Raw genomic sequence first — 19,550 nt, 5'->3', positions numbered from 1 at the left:
CCGCCGCGTCAAAAAACAGAAAGGACAGATCCTCTTCTTGACCGCCCGCCCGACTGTGCCTGAAATAGCATCTGGCTGGGTCAATTCCTGATGAAAAACCCGGGTCAGTTCTCAGTGAAAATCAACACCTTTGGCCCAGGACGTGCGGACCGCGCGTCCCGGCGAACAGATCACGGGCGTACTGGTCGCCACAGATACGCACAGCAGCAGCGTGAACACGGGAAAGGGCATCATCGTTGTACCGACGCAAGATCTCGGCCGCCAGAAGGCGGCCGCCGGCGACAACGTGACCGTGACTGTCAAATCCGGGTTCTCCGCAGCAGCGGCAGACCGCACAGCGCAGGAAAAGCCCGCCACCAGCCAGCGCGCTGCAAGCTACTGGTCCGGCCAGGTGCAGAAAGGGCAGGGTGCGCGATCCAGCCCCGCAGGCGTTATGAAGGAACCGGACGCGCCCGCGGCCAAACCGCGAGGCCCGAAGCTCCGCTAACCGGAAGGACCGCGCCCTGTTTCTTTCTCTCGAAACGCTCTGGTTGATTGGCGGCTCCTGCGTAATTGGTGCGGTCGTATGGCATGTCCGCCGCCGGCCGCTTGGCAAGGCAACGCCGGCGACGCTCTCGGCCGACACGCCGGCCGAGAGCGTGCAGGAACCGCCCGAGCAGAACCAGACAGGGCGGGAAGCTATCCTGCGCAAACGCTATCAGCCCAAAGCCCTTCTATCGGATTGGGAACGCCGTGCCCTTCTTGCCTTTCGGGCGCAGATTCCGGCCGGACACTATGTCTGCCCGCAGGTGCGGCTTGCGGAGCTGGTAAGCATCGTGGTCGATCCACGCCGCTTTCCCGAGGCGTTGAATCGGGTAGCCGGTAAAAGTCTCGATTTCGTGGTGATCGAACTGGCGACGGGGCGGCCGGTCCTTGCCATCGAACTCGATGATAGAAGCCACCAGCAGCGACAGCGGCAGGACCGCGACCGCTTCGTCAACGATCTGATGGAAGCCCTCAACATTCCGTTGCGACGCTTTACACCGTCGATGACGCTCGACGTTTCCGGGCACTTCGCGCCCGGTCCGTCAGCGCGTCAGGTACTCGCGCGGCCAGCGCGCTAAAGCAGCCAGCGCCGCACATACTCCGCCCGCGATGAATGTCTTGTACGCAATGAGGATTCCGGCTGACCAGAGCAGCGACGCACCATGAATGAAGCAGAGCACCGCCAATATGGCGGCCGGAAGGCCGACGGCAAAAGCCAGCAGGGAGGCAAACGGGCGAAGCGCAAGCCGCAGGCCCGGATTGAGTGACATTCTCCGCATAGTCTGCCCTCCCTTATGATGCCGTGTCCCTGACTTTATTTGTTGTCCTGTGCAGCAGGAGGCCGAGGCGGCTCAAGCCAGAGCGGCGCGGCGCAAGCCTGTCGCCCGCCCTGATCGAAAGCATGAGCGCGGCAGGCCGATAGGACAGCCGGAATGTCGTTGTTCCGGACCAGTTCAATCAGGGCCGTCTCAGCGCCCGGGCCATGCTCCTGTAGCGCCGCGAACAGTGCCCCCTTGTCGTAAAGACCGTTCGTCCTGCCGTTTTTCCAGCCCGTGCCGTATCCGACACAGGCCGCCGTGATGGCGAGCACTCCGGCAATGCCGCCCGCCATGAGCAGCGTCTTGAGCTTGACCGTGCGTTCCTGAACCTTCACCTGCGAAGCGGTCAGCTTCAGGAGTTGGGGAGCCAGTTCCTGAACGATACCGGCTTTCTGGCCTTCAAGTTCCAGCCGTCCAGCTTCGACCGCATCGCTTCGCGCGCGATCGAGGTCCGCGCTGATGTCGCGATACTTGTTGAACGTCGCCTTGTAGAGCGCGGCCTGAGCACCCAGCGTCTCGGACATCGCGTGCAGGGCAACACCCAACGGATCATCCGTCAGGTGCGCCTTGGCAATCGCCAACTGTAGATCCTGTCTTGCGCTGGCGATCGCGCCTTCAAAATCGTCTGCCGGTTCGTCCTGGCTTACGGAAGCCATGACATGATCCCAGCAAACCGGCGGTCCATCGCTTCGAGCCATGTCCGGACCTTCGAGCGGTCGAACATCCCGAGGGGAGGCGTGGTCAGGCCGTCGCGCGCGGCGCTGAACAGGCTCCGGCGGCTTTCGACGGCTGCCGCCGCATTGAGCCGGGGCATCCACAGCGGGACCGCCCCGTCCGTGACTTCATCCACGACCACGGCGCTTGTCAGCAGGCGGCCGAATGACTGATCGCGCGTGTGACCGATTTCCTTGGATGCCTCGTTGAACACGATCGCCCGCGCGTCCGGCGAAAACCCGCGATCGCGCAGTGTTGCAATCGGGGCCAGATCATCGACCTGCGACCCGACCAGCGAGATCAGGACGGGAACCGCGCCGGCCTCGGCAATCGCTGATGCGAAACCCGGCATTTCGGCCGCCGTCTCGCGCAGCGTGGTGTCGCCGCCGCCAAGATCGAGAACCGCCGTTGTCTGGTTTTCGACCGCGTATTCGATGAACCGCTGCATCCACTGCGCAACGCCTGCCGGATCGTCTGTGTTCGGTCGCGCCACGTCCTGAAAATACGACGAGAACGACGCATTGGTTGGGTCCAGATCCGCCATGAGGATCGGCCGGTTGCCCAGCAGAGCACGCTCGGCCGCCCAGCGCAGGAATGTGGTCTTGCCGGTCTTGCCGCGCCCGTTGACGAAGACGATCTTCGTCTTGCCGCTCAGGTCCATGCCCTCGGCAATCACCGGCTCGGCTTCTTCGACCTTACGCGGCGTGAAGGGTTTAACGTCAAAGACCGGTTCCTGCGCGAGTGTCTGGTTCAGATCGAACTTCGCAGGCTGGACCGGCTTCTTGGCAGCAGGCGCAGGGTTTTTGTTGCCTGATTTCGTGTCGCTCATTATGATTCCTCAGTCTTTACAGGACGATTAGTTAGCATTGCTAAAGCATCGGCTCTTGAGCGTTTCGGCCGCTCAGGAGCCGTTTGCGTTTTTACCGCCTTGGGTTCGGCTGTCGGGGGCAGAGGGGTTCGCAGTGAGATCGGCTTGAACTCCGGTTCGCCTTCCTCCCTTTCCGGGGCCTGTTCCAGCCACGCAGGCGAGGGGTCCGCTGACGGTCTGATGGACGAGGCAGCAGGAGCCGGTTTCACGCCTCCCGAGACGACTGGCGTTCTCGCGGGAACCGCTCGAACTGTCGTCGCCTCTGACCTGTCCTTCCGCGCCTTGTACGCTTTCGCGCGCAAGATCGACCCTTTCATGGGCACCTCGGTTTTATACGTGATGCGCGCACGAGCCATCGCCCGGCCGACATCATCCCAGGACCAGCCCGCACTCACCATCGCACTAAGCTCCGGCTCATGAGCGCGTATCCACGGCATCACCTGATCCTGTGGGGTCCAGTCTTGGCTGAACCGATCCGCAGCCTCCTGCAATTCCTCTTCAGTGCGAGGACGTTTGCTCGGAACTCCACGGATCGTCTGTCTGTTGGCGTTTTTCATGGCTTGAGAAAAATTGCATTTTTCTTCTCGTCCGTCACCTTCTTTTTTTATTCCGTAGCCTCTAGCGTGCCCTCTAACGCATCCTCTGATGTGTCCTCTTTCGTGTCCTGATACGTGGCCTCTTTCGTATCCTCTATCGTATCCTTCCATGAGAGGTAGGAGGGTGAGGGGGGAGTGGCGTTTTTTCTACAGACCAAGTCATGCTAGACGCATGGGGTGAAAAGGTGCGAAAAGAGGGCACTGATTCCGGCGCATCGCCTTCCGATTCATTGCTCACGTTTTCGTGATAATGCCGGGAATAAGGAGCCCGAACCCTCATGGCGAAAGATACCGACGGGGCCTATCTCGCCCATGTTTCCGATACGCTGGAAGAGCACGGTAAGCAGCTCTCGGCCATTCAGACCGTCCTCGGGATGATGCTCGACACGCTTCAGGCGCAGACCGAAATGCTGACCGAAGTGCTGGCAGCCGCCAGAGACGAGCCGGGGGATTCTCCGGTCGCGCAGGCCCTCACCAACCTGACCGCCGCCGTGGGCGAGAATACCCAGGCCGTCAACACAATGGCCGAAAGCATGAATGATATGGCGTCTCTTCTTGTCGCTTCCGGTCACGAGGCGTCCGATACCCCGGCACCCTGATGCTGACCTATCGGACAGGCGCGGCCGGGGCCACGTCCGCCGCCAAGGCCATGAGCGAGCACCTGCTTCAGCAGACCCTTCCGCCCGAGATGGCCGTGATGGCGGAGTACTACGCGCAGGGTGTAAGACCCCCGACCCCGGCCGAGGCCGCTGCCACCCGCTATGCCGGCACCACGAGCGGGATGGATGACTTGGCCGACACGCTGGCAATGGAAATCGACCGCCTGCGAGAAGCCACGTCCGATTCGGACGACGTGCTGGCAGTCCGCGCAGCCGGAACCTTCGTGGCGGCCAATCTGATCGACCGGGCCAAAGCCGAGGAATTGTTGCAGCAACGCGCCGTGCCCTTCATTGCCGACGCACTTGATAGCGAGATCCGCAACGCCAGCGCCGCCCGCGACTACAGCAGTGCGACAGCCGTCCCACGCCGGGACATGAATCCCGAATTGGCCGCACGACTTGGGATCGACCCCACGAAGGGCCTGACACCGGCCGAAGTCGCTCACCTTCTGAACGGGCAACGAGCAGACGGACAGGATATTCCGGGGAAGACGAAAAGATCGGCCACGGAAGCAATCGGCAAAATCTTCGAGATGGATGAAAGCCGATTGCCCACGAGATCCGAACTGGAAGCCGTTCTGGCGGGCAAGACGGTTTCTGGCGGCGATATACCTGCCAAGAAAGCTGAACGGGCTGTACGGCGTTTTACGGCCGTCCTTGGTGCCGATGCGGCCAGCCTGACCAATGACCAACGCGAAAACATCCTGTCCGGGCGTATGGCCGACGGGCAGGAGTTGAGTGTGTCCGAATATCACGAGCGCATGGACACCAGTCGCGCCCGGATCGGGTATGTGGATTTCACCTTTTCCGCCCCCAAATCGGTTTCCGTTGCATGGGCATTCGCCCCGACAGAAGCCGAGCGCGGAATCATCCTTCAGGCACATCACGACGCGATCGCCTCAACCATGCAGGAAGTGGAAAAGGTGATCGGACGTGCGCGGAAAGGCGACGCCGGAAAAGATGGCTGGGACCCCGCATCCATCGGCTGGGTGTCCTTCGATCATTATACGGCACGGCCGACCGTTGAGGTCATCCGGACAGACGACCAGGGCGAGGTCTTTACCGAGCTGCATACGCTCCGTCATGGAGGGGACCGGGTGCCAGGCGATATGCAGCTCCACACGCATACTGCCATTCTGAACGCGGCACTGACCGACGAGGGCCGCATGGGCGGCCTGTGGCTCGATCAGCTTAACGGCAAGGTCAAGGAGTGGGGCGCCGTCTATCAGGCCCACCTAGCGACGAACCTGCGCAAGCAGGGGGTCGATATGGTGCTGGACGAGCGGACGGAAATGGGCAGGGTTGCAGCCATTCCCGAGAGTGTCTGTGAACAGTTCAGTCGCCGCACGCTTTCAGGAACGGCCGCCGCGCGCGCCTATGCGGCAGGGCAGGGCCTTGATTGGGATACCCTCGATGCCAAGCGCAAAATCGGCCTTATCAAGCAGGGGGTGCAAGATCCGCGCGGCGCGAAGTCGGACGATCTTACCGACATGGCCTCATGGCAGCGCACGGCCGCAGAGATCGGATACAAGCACCGGAGCATTCTCCGGCCCGATGAAATCGCACCCGAGCGCGATCGGGTCGAGCGCCTGGAACACGCTTATGAAGCTGCACAGCATGTCTTTGACAAGCAGCTTCAGCAGCGCGCATCTCTTGACGGTTCTGATGCCCGGATCGCCGCCGCCAAAGGATTGATCGCAGCGGGGATCGACACAGCAGCCGACATCAACGCCGTGACCGCAGCCATGCGCAATCGCGGCGTCCGCCAGCACGGACGGCAAACCTCCCTGATTTGGGGAGAAGTCAAAGACCCGGAAGGCAGAGAGCGGGTCGGAATCACGACCGCCCTTCACGAAAGCGAAGAGCGCGACCTGATCCGCATGACGCGCGAGGCCGCGAAGGATCGAAGCGGCGCGCTCACGGACAAGCAGATTGACCAGGCCGTCAAGGCCCATCCCGAACTCAGTTTCGAGAGCGCGCACGGGCAGGCCCAACGCACGATGATGGAGGATTTAGGGAAGGGCGGTCAGGTCGTCGTGGGGATCGGCGTTGCAGGTTCAGGAAAAACCACACTCCTGAAGCCGCTCGTAACCGCGTGGAAGCAGCAGGGCCGGGACGTTCACGGCATCGCCTTGGCCTGGCGACAGTCCGACGATCTGTCTGCTACGGGTATGGAAGTCGCCAAGACCCGCGCTCTGGAATCCTTCCTGCGCCGGATCGACAACGGCAAGCTCAAACTCACCAAGAAATCCGTCGTCGTCGTTGACGAACTCAGCCTCCTGGGCACACGCCAGCTCAATGACATCCTCAGGAAGCGAGAGGACATCGGCTTCAAGCTGGTGATGATCGGCGACCCGAAACAGATGCAGTCCGTTGAGGCGGGCGCGGTTATCGAATTACTGCAACGAGGGCTGGGCAAGGAAAACACAGCCCTCTTGGGGACATCCACGCGCCAGATTCAGCAGGAAGAGCGCGAAACCACCCTTATGTTTCGCAACGGGCAAACCGAGGAAGCCGTCAAGCGGAAGGCGGAAAATGGAACCCTGCGTGTTGCACCGGGAGGCTACGAGGAAGCCATCAAGGCCGTGGTCGATCTCTGGCAGCAACGCCGTACGGAGAATGCCGATCGCGACAAATACACCCTTTCGATCTCCACCCCGACGAATGCTGACGCCCACAACATCAGCCGCGCGATCCGTGATCGCCGGCGTGAGCTTGGGGAAATCAGCGCGGATCTGATTACCCTCAAGGCACAGGCTACCGGAGAAAATACCTCCTATGACCTGTCCCTGGCACGCGGCGACAAGGTTCGCCTGTTCCAGCGGACAAATGCCCGCTTCCTCGATACCAATTCAGGCGGGAATCTCGGCCGCAACGGTACTGTGGTTGAAGTCCGTGATGTACGCGAAGAGGGGCTGGTTCTGCGAGGGGCCAATGGTCGGGATGGACTGGTGAAATGGGACTCCCTCAAGGATAAGGAAACCGGTCGGTTTCTACTATCCTATGGGGACGCGATGACCACCAATACCAGCCAGGGTGTCACCGTCACCGAGCATATTTTTGCCATTCCAGCCGGGTCACGGAATGTCACGGCGTTCGGTGCTTACACTTCGTCCAGCCGACACCGGGAGCAGACCTTTATCGTCACATCGGATGGCGCTGAACGGAGCGAGATTGCCGGCCGACGGCCTCTGGGGGATCAGCGTACAATTACCGCAACCGATGTCCTGAAAAATATCATCCGGAACTTCGAGCGCCAGCCCGAAAAAGAGACAGCACACGCCCTTCTGGAACGAGCGGAAAATATCCGGCGTGGCACCGTACGCGCTATGCAGCAGACAAAACAGGGTCTGGAAGCACGGGAAGGAAAGGGCAAGCAACGTGCTACTCTGGCAGGCCGCTTCTCAACCCGCCGGCATGAGCAGAAGGCAGCCGAGGGCCTTAAAAACACGGCTGAAGTCATGAAGGACCGAAAAGGTATGATGGATCGGTTGCGTGAGATGACCGAAGCCTTGAAAGCGAAGGTCAGAACCATTCTCTCGCGCAAAACCGAAGCCAAAGCGCAGGAAAAACAAAAGAAGCGGCGCACTTTACATCTATAAGATAGGATTGTATCTGATAATTATGATTTACATAATTTTTTCTTTATACATATCATAAAATATCCACATACAATACATAACTATTTCAATAATATTATATTATATTTCGAGTCACTCTGTCATATTTTCTATATCATTTGTTTCATTTTTAGAAAATTTGCCAAATCTAACAGCAAGAATAGGCAAAACAAACAGGTTAAGTATCATTGATGTCATGAGCCCTCCAAGAATGACAGCGGCCATAGGTCCTTCGATTTCCCGCCCAGGCGCATTCATATCAACAGCCAGAGGCGCCAGTCCAAGCGCCGTAACGAGCGATGTCATGAGTACGGGGACGACACGGTCTCTGGCCCCCCGGAGCGCTGTTGTTACTCCCCATGTAAGATCTTCCCGCTCGACCAAAGCCTCAAAATGCGAAATCATCATCACCGAATTCCGAAGCGTAATCCCGAATAGTGTAACGAAGCCGACTGTTGCCCCAAGAGTTAGCGTTGTGCCGGAAACAATGATTGTCAGAATGCCGCCTACAAATGCGAAGGGAAGATTGACGAGTATCAGAGCGAGATTGCGCCATCCTTGTGTGATTATTGAGAGCAGAATCATGACCGCTATGGCAGCGAGCCCGGAATTTATAAACAGTTCCTTGCGTGATTGTGATTCAGCTTCCGCTGCGGATGTAAACTGAACGTAGGTTCCAAGAGGCAGTTTGATATTTTTTGCTATAGCCGTGCGTGCGTCCTGAACGAAAGATTGAGCTGATCGTCCTGTAACATTTGCGGTGACAGTCTGTGTTCTCTGTGCTCCCAGATGTGACACCTGATAGCGACCGTTCGTCTCATATATGTCTGCAACAGCGCGGAGTGGTACGTAGTTTCCGTGAACAGTATGCAGTGGCAGGGAACCGACAGACGCAACATCATTACGACTTGCGTCATCAAGACGAACCATAACATTAAAAGCCGCAGAACGCTCGTATATCTGCCCCACGGTTTCACCCTGCCAGGCTGTATGGATGGATCGGAGTACATCCGCCGACCGAAGCCCCCAGCGCTCCAGATCAGCAGGGCGTAGCCGAATAGCAAGTTCCGGAACACCAGGAGGTGCTTCTATCCGGACATCTGTTGCGCCATGTATCTGATGCAACATGCGGACAATATTATTTGCCTGGATATCCAATACATCCAGATCATCGCCAATAATATTGATTGCCACAGCCGAAGACGAACCAGAAAGGGTTTCGTTTACGCGCATCGTCAAAAAACTACTGACAGAAAAACTGGCCCCAACGAACCCGTCAAGCGCTTTGCGAACGCGGGCATCAATCTGTCGGGAAGCCTTCCCATCCACCTGATTCAAATCAACCTCAAATTCGCTGGTATGTGGTCCATACGTGTCCTCATCCAGCGAGGCGCGTCCGACTCTCTGAGCAACCGAACGGATTTCGGGAAGCTGACGAAGTTTTTCTGTAACCTGTCTGCCTAATTTCAGAGACTGTTCCAGGGAAGTCCCCGGAACTGCCGTCATATGAATGATAAGGTGGCCTTCCTTGAAATCGGGAATGAAATCGCTTTCAAGGAATGGAAGGGCCGCAAACCCTATCAAGGTGGTCAGGATCATCCCGCCTATAACAAATCGGGGATGGCGCATTAATCTGGCCAGAAGACGTTCATAAGCTCTGGCGGTCCATCCTGCCAGGGGGGGCTCTCTCCGGATTTCTCCAGGCGTCGCCAAGAGCCATGCGCAGAGTGCAGGTACAACGGTTACAGCAGCGGCAAGAGAAGCCATGACCGCAAGAACATAAGCTGTTGCCAGTGGAGCAAACAGTCGTCCCGAAAGTCCGGGAAGGGCGATGACAGGCAAGAAAACGATAATGACAGCAAAGGTCGCGTAAACCACTGCACTGCGGACTTCAACGCACGCATCGAGTACGACGCGCGCTGTAGATGCGGGCTGGACCAGAAGCCGGTTTTCACGCAATCGGCGTGTAACATTTTCGACCCCGATCACGGCGTCATCCACAACCTCGCCGATGGCAATAGCAAGGCCCCCCAAGGTCATGGCATTCAAAGTAACCCCGAGTGTCTCCAGCAACGACAGGGCTATCAGAATAGCCAAAGGTATGGTGGCGCAACAGATTGCAGCGGTTCGCAGGTCAAAAAGGAAAAGAAAGATTACGACAACCACCAGAAAACCGCCCAGAAGCAATGCTCGTGTGGCATTCCCCAATGCGGTCGTAATGAAATTGGCGGGTCGGAACAGGTCAGCATGCAATGTAATCCCCTGTCCCTGCAATTGCGGGCGGAAATCGGTAAGTGCCGCCTCGATTTCCCGGGTCACGGCCATTGTATTGGCACCGTACTGTTCCCATATATTAACTACAATGCCTGTCTTTCCCTCGATACTGGCCGCGCCGAAGGCAGGAATAGGGGCTTCAGTTACAGTGGCAATACTGCCCAGTGTGACAGCACCATTATCAGAGCGGACAATCACAGTGCGGGCCAGACTTTCTGGCGTCAGGGCCTGACCGTCAGACTGAAGAACGACTCTTTGGTTCGGGGTATCAATAAAGCCGGCCCCCTGTATGCCAGTCGCTTCCTGGGCAGCCGCAAGGACGTCATTGAGTCCGATATGATGCAAGATGAGTTGGTCTGGATGTACCTGTATCTGGAGTGACCGACGCTCCCCGCCAAACACGCTGACTCCAGCCACACCAGGCAACGCCAGCAGACGCGGCCTTAATGACCAGTCAGCAAGCGTGCGCAACTGCATAAGGGACTGTTGTTCCGACGTCAGACCGATCACCAGTACCAGACCGGCGGATGAGGTCAGTGGCGTCATAGTCGGAGCATGAACACCGGCTGGCAATTGCTGTGCAACAACATTCATTTGTTCCCCGACCAGTTGCCGGGCTCGATAAATATCGGTCGATGTCGCAAACAGGACGTTGACGACTGACAGTCCCTGAATCGAAGTCGATTGCACGCGCTGAATACCCGGGAGGCCGGTCAGGGCAATTTCCATTGGGCGACTAACCAATGTTTCGACCTGTTCCGGCGTAAAACCAGCAGCTTCGGTCTGGATCGTGACCCGTGGCGGAATGAATTCCGGAAACACATCATAGCTGGCATGTCTCAAGCCATACAGGCCATAGAAGAACAACAGACATGCGGTTGCGATAACCACGCCCCGGAAGCGGATCGAAAACCCGATAATAGCTGCCTGAAGGCTGAAAGAACGTCCCGTCATCAGTCGTCATCGTCTCCTGATTCAAGCTGAGCTCGGAATTCTTCAGACAGAAGTAATTGCGTACCCTCTATGACGATTTGCGTTTCGTGTGTGATTTGTCCTGGAGTATCTTGGATCAGGTAGCCACCTTCTCGGTCCGGCACGTCGGTCGTAAGGGGTAAGCGTGTAAATTTTCCGTGTCCGTTATCACGGTATATCCACGACTTACCTTGCAGCCAGATAATAGCTGATGCAGGTATCCGGATACCGGGACGTTCCTCTTCGGTAGGCAGGAGAACGGAAACATTCATGCCCGCGACAAGCTGACTTTCAGCCGACGCAAAATAGAAAAAGCTACGCCCCTGAATAGCAGGATCGGTCATGGTTACAGGAGACAAATAGTGGAGCATTGTCCCGTGTCCACCCGTGTTTCCATAATCGGTCACATCCGCCTGACTTGGTGGGGTTGGTAGATCCATATCTGGTGGAAGGGTCACCTTGACCAAGACCACTTGTTGTTGAAGTAACTGTGTAATGAAAATTGTATTTTTTTCGGTAGCGTCAGATATGACCGAACCAAATTGCTGTCTGATAATATTAAGTGCGTTATTCACCCGGACCTGTTCTGCTTTTACCATAGCTGAATTGGACTGAAATCTGGCTGTTGTCTCCTGGAATTGTTCCTGAGAGATATTCTGCCGATCGCGATACAGTCCTTTGTCACGATCGAGTTTCGCACGGGCAAGCGTCTGCTGTGCCTGCATGCTCTCCAGCCGCGCTTTCATGTCAGCATAATCACTAACAAGAGTGATAAGTTGTGTTGCGTTCAGAACGTAACCATAGGCGGGAACCAGCTTTCTCCAAGGCACGATGCTGGGTCGTGCAGAAGCAATGCCGCTCTTCGTAACTGCTTCCGGGGAGACCGTCACGGTCGCCTCTGCACCAAGAACCGAAACTGGTTGATCATCATCATCTGCAATGGCAATGTCTGTCCCGTTTAGAACTAGGAAGACAGAAAGACCTGCAAGAGGCAGCCAGAAGGCCCTCGCTTTCATGGTGAGTTCCTTTGGTTATTTTCAAGTAGGCCAGAAGCCTGCGCGGCATTGGTGTGATCAAAAATGGGCTGCTGCATGCCATCTTCGATCTGACCTATGGCTTGCCGTTGCTGAATTTCTGCTTCAAGAAGAGCGGTCTCCGCTTGAATCTGCTCTATATGAGTCATAACCATCGTTGGTCGGTCGATTGCACCTGACTGAAGGCGGTGCTGCATCTGGTTCAGCCTTACCCGTACGGTTTTGGCAAGTTCTTCCGCCTGTAGCAGAATTGATGTCGTGCCGCGGTAATTGGCCGTAGCCTGCGAGATGGACTTAAACACCGTGTTCTCTGCACGCCGGAGACGAGCCGCCGCCTCATGCTCCTGCCCAACAGCTTCAGCTATGGGGCCTTCGTTCTGATTGAAAATCGGAATTTGCAGAGAGGGATTTACCTCAAAGCGATTTGAAATATCCCAGTTATAGGCGGGACTGATGGTGACATCGGGATAGCGTCGAGAAACTTCGACCCGTAGAGCCTGTCGGGCGGCGTCATAAGACGCAAGAAGTTCCCGCAGATCCGCGCGTTGCATTACGGCTTGGTATCTCATGTCCTGTGAATCGCGGTATTCTATGAGGTCGGGACAGACATCAAATGCTTTTGTATCAAGAGCAATGGAATCAAGTGCTTCGGCAGGAACCCCGATTGCTCCTGCCAGAGCTGCCTTACGGACGGCATACTCGCGCCGCAGATCACTGACAGACAACTCGGCATGGATCATTTCCGTCCGTACCTGCGATATTTCGAAAGCGGATGCTCGCCCCTGATCAAAACGTGCCTGTTCCAGGGTAAAGAGTTCGCGTTTAGCTGCCGCAGTCTCTTCCACAAGCTTGAGGCGCCCGGATACAGCCCAGACGCCGAGAAGAGCAGACCGCGTGTCGCTGCGTAGTTTCCATGCAGTATTGATGACTTCCCATTGCGCGACGGCAGCCCGATATCTGGCTTCTTTGATACGGTGATAACGCCTGCCGAAAAATTCGATCAGTATTGACGCGCCGTAGCCGACGTAATGAGCCGATGGGCCACCCAGCACCGTGAAACTGGGATTGGGCAGTTGACCGGCTGTCTTGATTCCAGCGCGAGCCGTTTCCAGTTCAGCTTTAGCTACAAGGATATCGGGATGAAAATACAAGGTAGCAAGCGTCAGGCGAGTGATGCCCCATGCGTTTTCCTGACTCGATACGTTTGGTCCGAGAACTTTTGTAATGAATTCTTGCAATCCGGCATCCGTAAATTGACGGCTGGAAAATTTCTGGACATCTGATTCCGGCGAAATATTTGAGTGACCACTATTTGTGCAGCCACAGAGCAGGGGAAAAATCAGGAGAATGAATGCCGCATTATAGCGTGTGCGTCTCCTTACCTGCTTAATATATTCTAGAGTATTATATGATTTATACATTGATATGTCGTGATATATCTGATTTGTTATCTGTTAGTTCTACTCTCGATTGTCGCATAATCTGCACACCTCCACTAATACCAAGCATCGCAAGGATGGCAGCTACCGCAATATCCGGCCACGCAGAACGAGTGCCAAACACGCCCAGAGCTGCCAGCACAACGGCAACATTTCCGATCGCATCATTACGAGAGCAGATCCATACGGAACGGCGGTTGGCATCACCTTTCCGGTGTGTCCATAATATGAGGGCACAGGCCAGATTGACCGCGAGGACAAGCAGACCAATGCCGCCCATTGCGTCTGGGTGAGGCGGATGGTTGCTGTTCATTACCATCCACCCAGCATTGGCCATTACCCATATCCCAGCCACGAACAGGGTCAGGCCTTTCAGAAAGGCCGCGCCAGCTCGCCATCGCAATGCCATTCCGGCAACACTGAGGCTTATTGCGTAGTTGGCGCTGTCGCCAAGGAAATCAATCGCGTCCGCCTGTAAGGATGCAGATCCAACCGACACGCCAGCCCCAGCTTCAACGGCAAACATGCTGGCATTGAGAAAAAGCGCGATCAGGAGCGCTCTCCGCCATGATTTATTGATTGGTAGCGGCGTATCTGTGCATCCACCACAGCATCCTCCTGCCATCCAGCGCCTCCCTGACGAATCATCTGTTTTAATGTATGCTCCCTGTAGCAACTACAGGGTCAAGAGGCAGGGAATGCGATCGATTGGCGCCTTGGGAAAGGCAACGAATACCAAAGTCGAGACGATCCGCTATTATGAACGGATCGGACTGCTGGCTCCGCCACAGCGGACCGATGGCAATTATCGCGTTTATGATGATGCGGCGCTCGCGAGACTGTCTTTTATTCGTCGATCCCGTGATCTGGGTTTTTCATTAGATCAGGTAAGAGTTCTATTATCACTAACGGATCAGGGAACCCAGGATTGTAAGACAGTTGATAGAATTGCTCGTGACCATATGGCAGAGATTGAGCACAAAATTGCGGATCTCAAGGCATTGCGTCATGAACTTTCTACGATAATAAAATCATGCCGGGGAGGTAATATTTCAGAATGCCGAATTATTGAAGCACTTTCTCCGTTTGATAATTAGTTCTCCTGACTTTTTTCGCAGCTAGTCGATTCTGCATTTGATGGGAAGATTACCCGAAATAATTATACGGCCTCATCCTCACGTGTCAGAATCTGAAAAATCCTCATGGAAAATTCAAGGACTATACGTGCTCCCATGGTGGCAGTTTATGATCAGGCCAGTTCTGAAGCAGACATTCTGCTGCCCCCCCCCTGATCTGCCTGTCAGCTCAGTGACGCAGGAGCAGACAGACGGCAGTCGCCTCATCGCGGCCATGTATAAGCTTGCTCAAGGTTTCAATAAGCAGACATTCTATGTTGGCGACGCAAGCCACGCCGCCAGTTGCCGGACCATGGATCTGGCGACACGACCCGCCCCCAGCAGGGTAGCGCATGCAGGACCACACCAGGAGCCATAACCCAGCAGCCAGAGACGTGGCTCCCTGACGGCCTGCTGCCCGTTAACGCGGATCAGCCCGTCCGGCTCGATCACGTCGAGTGGCGCAAATGCGGAGTGCGCGGGTCGGAAGCCGGTACACCAGATGATCGCGTCGATGGCTTCTTCCCGCCCGTCGGGCCAGACGACGCCCGTTGCGGTCATACGTACAAACGGGCGCACCGCGTGGAGCACGCCTCGCTCCCTGGCGGCGCGCACAGGTGGTACCATGACGATATCGCCAAAACCGCTGGCAGGCATGGCCGACGGGCCGCCGAGAACGCGAGCGGTCGCCCGCTCGAACAGAACCCGTCCATCCACGTCATCGGGCAGGAAGACGGGGTCATGCAGCGTGACCCATGTTGCCTGGGCGACAAGCGACAGCTCCGCCAGGATCTGCGCCCCGGAATTGCCGCCTCCCACCACAAGCACACGCCGGCCGGCAAAGGGCGCGGCATTCAGGTAATGGCTGGAATGGAGTTGCGTCCCGCCAAAGAGGTCATGCCCCGCGACATCGGGAATGAAAGGGGCTGACCACGTACCGGTCGCCCCGATAACCGCACGGCTGAGGAAATCACCTGTGTTCGTCCGGACATTCAGGAGTTTTCCGTCCGCGCGCTCCACGCGATCGACCGTCACCGGACGGTGGATCGGCGGCGCATAACGCGCCTCGTACCGGCGCAGATAGTCCAGCACCTCGTCGCGGGTGGGGTAGCTGCCATCCGGCGTGTCGGGCATTGGCCAGCCGGGCAGTGAACTGTAGGACGCGGGCGAGAACAGATGCAGGGAGTCCCAGCCATGGACCCATGCACCGCCTGCCTGCGTCTCGTTGTCCAGAATGACGTAGGTCAGCCCGGTCCGGCGCAGGAAATACGAGGCGGCGAGCGCTGCCTGACCGCCGCCCACGATCACGACATCGAACTGTTCCGCCATTGCCCGGCTCACAGGCTTTCCGGGAGGCGGAATTCCGCCTTCCGTTCGCTGTAGCGGTCCACGAGGTAGTCGGCCCGGTCGCGTAAAAGCCATGTAAATTTCATCAGTTCCTCCATGACATCCACCATTCGGTCATAGAGGGGGGACGGTTTCATGCGGTCATCGTCACCGAACTGCGTATAGGCCATTGGCACGCTGGACTGGTTGGGGATGGTGAACATCCGCATCCACCGGCCCAGTACCCGCAGGGCGTTGACGGAATTGAAGCTCTGCGATCCGCCTGAAACCTGCATGACCGCCAGCGTGCGGCCCTGCGTCGGACGGATCGAGCCTTCGGTAAGGGGTAGCCAGTCGATCTGGTTCTTGAACACGGCGGTCATGTTGCCGTGCCGTTCGGGGCTGCACCAGACCTGGCCTTCCGACCAGATCGAGAGTTCCCGCAATTCCTGCACTTTCGGATGGGTCGCGGGCACGGAATCCGCTACCGGCAGGCCGGTCGGGTCGAACACCCTTGTCTCGGCCCCCATTGCTTTCAGGATGCGTTCCGCCTCAAGCACCAGCAACCGGCTGAAGGATCGGGGGCGCAAAGAGCCGTAGAGAAGAAGGATACACGGCGGATGGTCATCCCGTGAGTGTGGCTCAAGCCGCGCGAGGTCAATCCGTTCGAGATATTCAGGATGCAGGGCGGGCAGCTCAGATTCGGTCATAGATATCGGTCCCTTCGTGCATTACGGATGGCTGATCCGGGGCAGCCACAGAGCCAGCGCCGCGAGTGTTGCCAGCAGGACGGGCGGCGTAATCGCCAGTCCAACTTTCATATACTGCCCCCATGTGACCCGATGGTTCTTGGATGCCAGCACATGCAGCCACAGCAGTGTTGCGAGACTACCAATGGGCGTGAATTTCGGCCCGAGGTCGCAGCCGATGACGTTGGCATAGATCATCAGGTCGCGTGTCAGCGGCGTGATGTCGTGAGCCTGCTGGATCGCCAGCGCCCCGACCAGCACACTCGGCATATTGTTCATGATGGACGACAGAACAGCCGCCAGAAAGCCGGTGCCGATGGTGGCCGTGAACGTCCCTTGATGACCGAGCCAGACCAGTGCGGTCGCAAGATAGTCGGTCAGCCCGGCATTGCGCAGCCCATAGACCACCAGATACATGCCTAGGGAGAAGATCACGATCTGCCACGGGGCACCCCGCAGCACCATGCGAACAGAGATCACCCGGCCATATCCGGCGACGAGCAGCAGGATTGCGGCGGCCAGGCAGGCTACGACACAGACCGGGATATGAAACGGCGCGGTCAGGAAATAGGCCGCCAGAACCAGGGCTAGCAGCGGAAATGCCGCTCGGAATACATGAGGGTCACGAATGGCCGTGGCAGGTGCGGGCAGTTCGGCGACGGGATAGGTCGCAGGCACCTGCCGCCGGTACCACAGCCACAAGACGGCCAGCGTTGCACCAAGTGCTACCAGATCGACAGGGACCATGATCGTGGCATAGCGATCGAACGCAATGCCAAAGAAATTGGCGCTGACGATGTTCACCAGATTGGAGATGACCAGCGGCAGGCTGGTGGTGTCCGCGACGAAGCCGGTCGCTATGATGAAGGCCAGGGCTGCAGTATGGCTCAGGCGGAGTTGAGTGAGGATGGCGATGACAATGGGCGTGAGCAGCAGGGCCGCGCCGTCATTGGCGAAAACCGCTGCAATGACCGCTCCCAGCACCACGATCAGCGGGAAGAGCGTCCGGCCTCGCCCTTTGCCCCAGCGCACCACATGCAGGGCGGCCCAATGGAAGAACCCGGCCTCATCCAGCAGCAGCGAGATGACGATCAGGGCGATGAAGGTAAAGGTCGCATCCCAGACGATGTGCCACACGACAGGAATATCGTGCCAGTGGATCACGCCCGCTGCCAGCGCCATGGCGGCGCCTGCCATGGCACTCCAGCCGATGCCCAGCCCTCGGGGCTGCCAGATGACAAAAACCAGCGTGGCAACGAAAATCAGAAGCGCCAGCATCAAACGATCCGCTTGCCGGATTTATCGATGATCTTCTCGCCGTCCTCCTTGATGAAAGCGCCCCGCTGCGGGTTGGGCAGGATGTCCAGCACCCGCTCGGACGGGCGGCAGAGCGCCGCACCCAGCGGAGTGACGACGATCGGCCGGTTCATCAGGATGGGGTGTGCGATCATGGCGTCGATCAGCGCATCATCCGTCAGGGCCGGATTATCGAGGCCGAGTTCGTGAAAGGGCGTGCCCTTTTCCCGCAGGACCGAGCGCACCGGAACGCCCATACGGGCGATCAGACTGACCAGTTCCGCACGGCTTGGTGGGGTTTTCAGATATTCGATGATGCAGGGGTCCTCGCCGCTGTTGCGGATCAGTGCCAGCACGTTGCGCGACGTGCCGCAGGCCGGGTTGTGATAGATCGTGATGGTCATGAGCAGGATTCCGGGGACGGACAGCAGGAGGACAGGGTCGCGATCAGGGGCGCACAGAGTTCGGGACTGCCCGCGCAGCAATCCTTGACGAGGAAAAGCATCAGCTCGCGCAGGCGAGAAAGACAGGCGCGATAGACGATCTGCCGACTGTGGCGTTGCGCGCTCAGCAGGCCGGCACGTGTCAGGATCGCCAGGTGGGTCGAGATCGTGTTCTGCGGCATATCAAGATGGCGAGCGACATCTCCGGCGGGCAGGCCGTCCGGTTCATGGCGCACAAGCAGGCGGAAGATAGCCAGCCGCGTGGACTGGGACAGGGCGCTAAGTGCGGCAATGGCAGAGTTTGTATCCATATATCTGGCTTTTCAGATATATGGATACAAGTCAAGGTATCCTATCAAGCAAACGGAGATCATGACCGTCGATTTTCTCAATTTTGCTGCTCAGATCAGACACCTCGCTTATCTTCCTAGGCTCAGGACTTGTCTCTTGGATCATCGAAAAACGTCGCAACGGTTTCGATGGGTTCACCGCAGCGACAATAGCGGCACGAGAACGCTTCCGTCCCGTCATGGCTACCGCTTCTGTTGCGTGCCTCGGATTTTTTCCAATGGCATTTTCTATAAGTGAGGGTGCGGAAGTAGAAAAACCGTTAGCCACCGTCGTTATCGGCGGTCTGGTCTCCTGTACCATACTTACCCTGCTCGTCTTGCCTGCTTTCTACATAAAGCTCAACAAATGGCGGGAGGCCCCGTGATAGATATTCACAAACATGTTATATGATCAATGAGTGTTGATTTTCACTGAGAACTGATGGTGCGGACGGCATCATCATCCCGCCTGATCTCCTCGCCCATGTCTCACCGCTGGGATGGGAACACATCAATCTCACCGGCGAATATCGCTGGCCTAAATCCTTAGCGTAGGATTTAGGCTCCTCCTGCAAACGATCCCTTCCAGTTCCAGCTAGGCTCAGGACTTGTCTTATGAAATCCGGGTCGCTGTATGCGACAAAGGCAGCAGTCAGGAGGTGGCCACCTCCTGACTGCTGGAGAGAGCGGGTCGAGTCAGGACAGGCCATGATGGGCCGCGAATGAGTATGACCGCCTCTTCTTTTCCTCGGGCCTGAACGGATACCTGGGAG

17 protein-coding genes and 2 pseudogenes are annotated in these 19,550 nt (G+C 57.4%); 7 read left to right on the top strand and 12 right to left on the bottom strand.

Annotation, left to right across the window (positions count from 1 at the left end):
- Nucleotides 1-130 precede the first annotated feature (130 nt).
- Both KMAL_RS13715 and KMAL_RS13710 read left to right on the top strand, forming a co-directional pair.
- Entirely contained in the window at nucleotides 131-487 is a 357-nt protein-coding gene (locus KMAL_RS13715) for a hypothetical protein (protein WP_239020150.1), read from the top strand.
- A gap of 43 nt (nucleotides 488-530) precedes the next feature.
- Entirely contained in the window at nucleotides 531-1,103 is a 573-nt protein-coding gene (locus KMAL_RS13710) for a DUF2726 domain-containing protein (RefSeq protein ID WP_070097778.1), read from the top strand.
- Here KMAL_RS13710 and KMAL_RS13705 read toward each other — a convergent pair.
- The 3 genes from KMAL_RS13705 to KMAL_RS13695 are packed head-to-tail and all read right to left on the bottom strand — an operon-like array spanning nucleotide 1,068 to nucleotide 2,886.
- Nucleotides 1,068-1,295 (bottom strand): hypothetical protein, encoded by a 228-nt coding sequence (locus KMAL_RS13705; protein ID WP_007284572.1) that lies wholly within the window; start codon nucleotides 1,293-1,295, stop codon nucleotides 1,068-1,070. The genes KMAL_RS13710 and KMAL_RS13705 overlap by 36 nt on opposite strands.
- A 44-nt stretch (nucleotides 1,296-1,339) precedes the next feature.
- On the bottom strand, nucleotides 1,340-1,999 hold the full coding sequence (locus tag KMAL_RS13700; protein WP_007284571.1) for a hypothetical protein: 660 nt from the start codon (nucleotides 1,997-1,999) through the stop codon (nucleotides 1,340-1,342).
- Nucleotides 1,987-2,886 carry a P-loop NTPase family protein gene (locus KMAL_RS13695; RefSeq protein ID WP_007284570.1) on the bottom strand — a complete coding sequence of 300 codons (900 nt, stop codon included), beginning with the start codon at nucleotides 2,884-2,886 and terminating at the stop codon, nucleotides 1,987-1,989. The genes KMAL_RS13700 and KMAL_RS13695 overlap by 13 nt, the downstream gene beginning before the upstream one ends.
- Nucleotides 2,887-3,799: 913 nt before the next feature.
- Here KMAL_RS13695 and KMAL_RS13685 point away from each other — a divergent pair.
- Together KMAL_RS13685 and mobF are read left to right on the top strand one after the other, a co-directional pair.
- On the top strand, nucleotides 3,800-4,120 hold the full coding sequence (locus KMAL_RS13685; RefSeq protein ID WP_007284568.1) for a hypothetical protein: 321 nt from the start codon (nucleotides 3,800-3,802) through the stop codon (nucleotides 4,118-4,120).
- A gap of 50 nt (nucleotides 4,121-4,170) precedes the next feature.
- Complete coding sequence (gene mobF, locus KMAL_RS13680) at nucleotides 4,171-7,782, top strand: MobF family relaxase (protein ID WP_239020149.1); 3,612 nt, start codon at nucleotides 4,171-4,173, stop codon at nucleotides 7,780-7,782.
- Nucleotides 7,783-7,893: 111 nt separating this feature from the next.
- Here mobF and KMAL_RS13675 read toward each other — a convergent pair whose 3' ends face one another.
- Genes KMAL_RS13675 through KMAL_RS13660 form a run of 4 tightly spaced genes read right to left on the bottom strand, consistent with a single transcriptional unit; the run spans nucleotide 7,894 to nucleotide 14,144 of the window.
- Nucleotides 7,894-11,028: an efflux RND transporter permease subunit gene (locus KMAL_RS13675; RefSeq protein WP_110096190.1), complete on the bottom strand. Its 3,135-nt coding sequence runs from the start codon at nucleotides 11,026-11,028 to the stop codon at nucleotides 7,894-7,896.
- Entirely contained in the window at nucleotides 11,028-12,062 is a 1,035-nt protein-coding gene (locus KMAL_RS13670; protein WP_110096189.1) for an efflux RND transporter periplasmic adaptor subunit, read from the bottom strand. The genes KMAL_RS13675 and KMAL_RS13670 overlap by 1 nt, the downstream gene beginning before the upstream one ends.
- Nucleotides 12,059-13,501 carry a TolC family protein gene (locus tag KMAL_RS13665; RefSeq protein ID WP_007284431.1) on the bottom strand — a complete coding sequence of 481 codons (1,443 nt, stop codon included), beginning with the start codon at nucleotides 13,499-13,501 and terminating at the stop codon, nucleotides 12,059-12,061. Before KMAL_RS13665 ends, KMAL_RS13670 begins: the two co-directional genes overlap by 4 nt.
- Nucleotides 13,494-14,144: a cation transporter gene (locus tag KMAL_RS13660; RefSeq protein ID WP_110096188.1), complete on the bottom strand. Its 651-nt coding sequence runs from the start codon at nucleotides 14,142-14,144 to the stop codon at nucleotides 13,494-13,496. Before KMAL_RS13660 ends, KMAL_RS13665 begins: the two co-directional genes overlap by 8 nt.
- A gap of 73 nt (nucleotides 14,145-14,217) precedes the next feature.
- Here KMAL_RS13660 and KMAL_RS13655 point away from each other — a divergent pair, with 73 nt between their 5' ends.
- Nucleotides 14,218-14,616, top strand: a complete 399-nt coding sequence (locus KMAL_RS13655) for a MerR family transcriptional regulator (protein WP_014106908.1) — start codon at nucleotides 14,218-14,220, stop codon at nucleotides 14,614-14,616.
- 291 nt (nucleotides 14,617-14,907) lie between these two features.
- Here the strand turns inward: KMAL_RS13655 and KMAL_RS13650 are convergent, their stop codons facing one another.
- From KMAL_RS13650 to KMAL_RS13630, 5 genes are read right to left on the bottom strand one after another with little or no spacing between them, the layout of a single operon-like run.
- Complete coding sequence (locus KMAL_RS13650; RefSeq protein ID WP_110096187.1) at nucleotides 14,908-15,963, bottom strand: ArsO family NAD(P)H-dependent flavin-containing monooxygenase; 1,056 nt, start codon at nucleotides 15,961-15,963, stop codon at nucleotides 14,908-14,910.
- 8 nt (nucleotides 15,964-15,971) lie between these two features.
- Nucleotides 15,972-16,670 carry an arsenical resistance protein ArsH gene (gene arsH, locus KMAL_RS13645; protein WP_058989481.1) on the bottom strand — a complete coding sequence of 233 codons (699 nt, stop codon included), beginning with the start codon at nucleotides 16,668-16,670 and terminating at the stop codon, nucleotides 15,972-15,974.
- Between the two features lie 21 nt (nucleotides 16,671-16,691).
- Nucleotides 16,692-17,987 (bottom strand): arsenic transporter, encoded by a 1,296-nt coding sequence (locus KMAL_RS13640; protein WP_110096186.1) that lies wholly within the window; start codon nucleotides 17,985-17,987, stop codon nucleotides 16,692-16,694.
- On the bottom strand, nucleotides 17,987-18,409 hold the full coding sequence (gene arsC, locus KMAL_RS13635) for an arsenate reductase (glutaredoxin) (RefSeq protein WP_053324044.1): 423 nt from the start codon (nucleotides 18,407-18,409) through the stop codon (nucleotides 17,987-17,989). The genes KMAL_RS13640 and arsC overlap by 1 nt, the downstream gene beginning before the upstream one ends.
- Entirely contained in the window at nucleotides 18,406-18,759 is a 354-nt protein-coding gene (locus tag KMAL_RS13630; RefSeq protein ID WP_110096185.1) for an ArsR/SmtB family transcription factor, read from the bottom strand. The genes arsC and KMAL_RS13630 overlap by 4 nt, the downstream gene beginning before the upstream one ends.
- Nucleotides 18,760-18,878: 119 nt before the next feature.
- Here KMAL_RS13630 and KMAL_RS13625 point away from each other — a divergent pair.
- Nucleotides 18,879-19,163: pseudogene (locus KMAL_RS13625) on the top strand (efflux RND transporter permease subunit); the annotation flags it as partial.
- A 67-nt stretch (nucleotides 19,164-19,230) separates the two neighbouring features.
- Nucleotides 19,231-19,332, top strand: a pseudogene (locus KMAL_RS17915) (Tn3 family transposase); the annotation flags it as partial.
- Between the last annotated feature and the right edge of the window lie 218 nt (nucleotides 19,333-19,550).

Source organism: Novacetimonas maltaceti (assembly GCF_002906255.1).
In the GTDB taxonomy this organism is placed as follows: domain Bacteria; phylum Pseudomonadota; class Alphaproteobacteria; order Acetobacterales; family Acetobacteraceae; genus Novacetimonas; species Novacetimonas maltaceti.
The sequence above is the reverse complement of the archived record's forward strand: the minus strand, read 5'-3'. Positions and strand labels throughout refer to the sequence as shown.

Coding starts and splice junctions, on each gene's coding strand:
- KMAL_RS13705 (WP_007284572.1), bottom strand. CDS start 1,295: ATGTCACTCAATCCGGGCCTGCGGCTTGCGCTTCGCCCGTTTGCCTCC.
- KMAL_RS13700 (WP_007284571.1), bottom strand. CDS start 1,999: ATGGCTTCCGTAAGCCAGGACGAACCGGCAGACGATTTTGAAGGCGCG.
- KMAL_RS13695 (WP_007284570.1), bottom strand. CDS start 2,886: ATGAGCGACACGAAATCAGGCAACAAAAACCCTGCGCCTGCTGCCAAG.
- KMAL_RS13685 (WP_007284568.1), top strand. CDS start 3,800: ATGGCGAAAGATACCGACGGGGCCTATCTCGCCCATGTTTCCGATACG.
- mobF (WP_239020149.1), top strand. CDS start 4,171: ATGAGCGAGCACCTGCTTCAGCAGACCCTTCCGCCCGAGATGGCCGTG.
- KMAL_RS13675 (WP_110096190.1), bottom strand. CDS start 11,028: ATGACGGGACGTTCTTTCAGCCTTCAGGCAGCTATTATCGGGTTTTCG.
- KMAL_RS13670 (WP_110096189.1), bottom strand. CDS start 12,062: ATGAAAGCGAGGGCCTTCTGGCTGCCTCTTGCAGGTCTTTCTGTCTTC.
- KMAL_RS13665 (WP_007284431.1), bottom strand. CDS start 13,501: ATGTATAAATCATATAATACTCTAGAATATATTAAGCAGGTAAGGAGA.
- KMAL_RS13660 (WP_110096188.1), bottom strand. CDS start 14,144: ATGGCAGGAGGATGCTGTGGTGGATGCACAGATACGCCGCTACCAATC.
- KMAL_RS13655 (WP_014106908.1), top strand. CDS start 14,218: ATGCGATCGATTGGCGCCTTGGGAAAGGCAACGAATACCAAAGTCGAG.
- KMAL_RS13650 (WP_110096187.1), bottom strand. CDS start 15,963: ATGGCGGAACAGTTCGATGTCGTGATCGTGGGCGGCGGTCAGGCAGCG.
- arsH (WP_058989481.1), bottom strand. CDS start 16,670: ATGACCGAATCTGAGCTGCCCGCCCTGCATCCTGAATATCTCGAACGG.
- KMAL_RS13640 (WP_110096186.1), bottom strand. CDS start 17,987: ATGCTGGCGCTTCTGATTTTCGTTGCCACGCTGGTTTTTGTCATCTGG.
- arsC (WP_053324044.1), bottom strand. CDS start 18,409: ATGACCATCACGATCTATCACAACCCGGCCTGCGGCACGTCGCGCAAC.
- KMAL_RS13630 (WP_110096185.1), bottom strand. CDS start 18,759: ATGGATACAAACTCTGCCATTGCCGCACTTAGCGCCCTGTCCCAGTCC.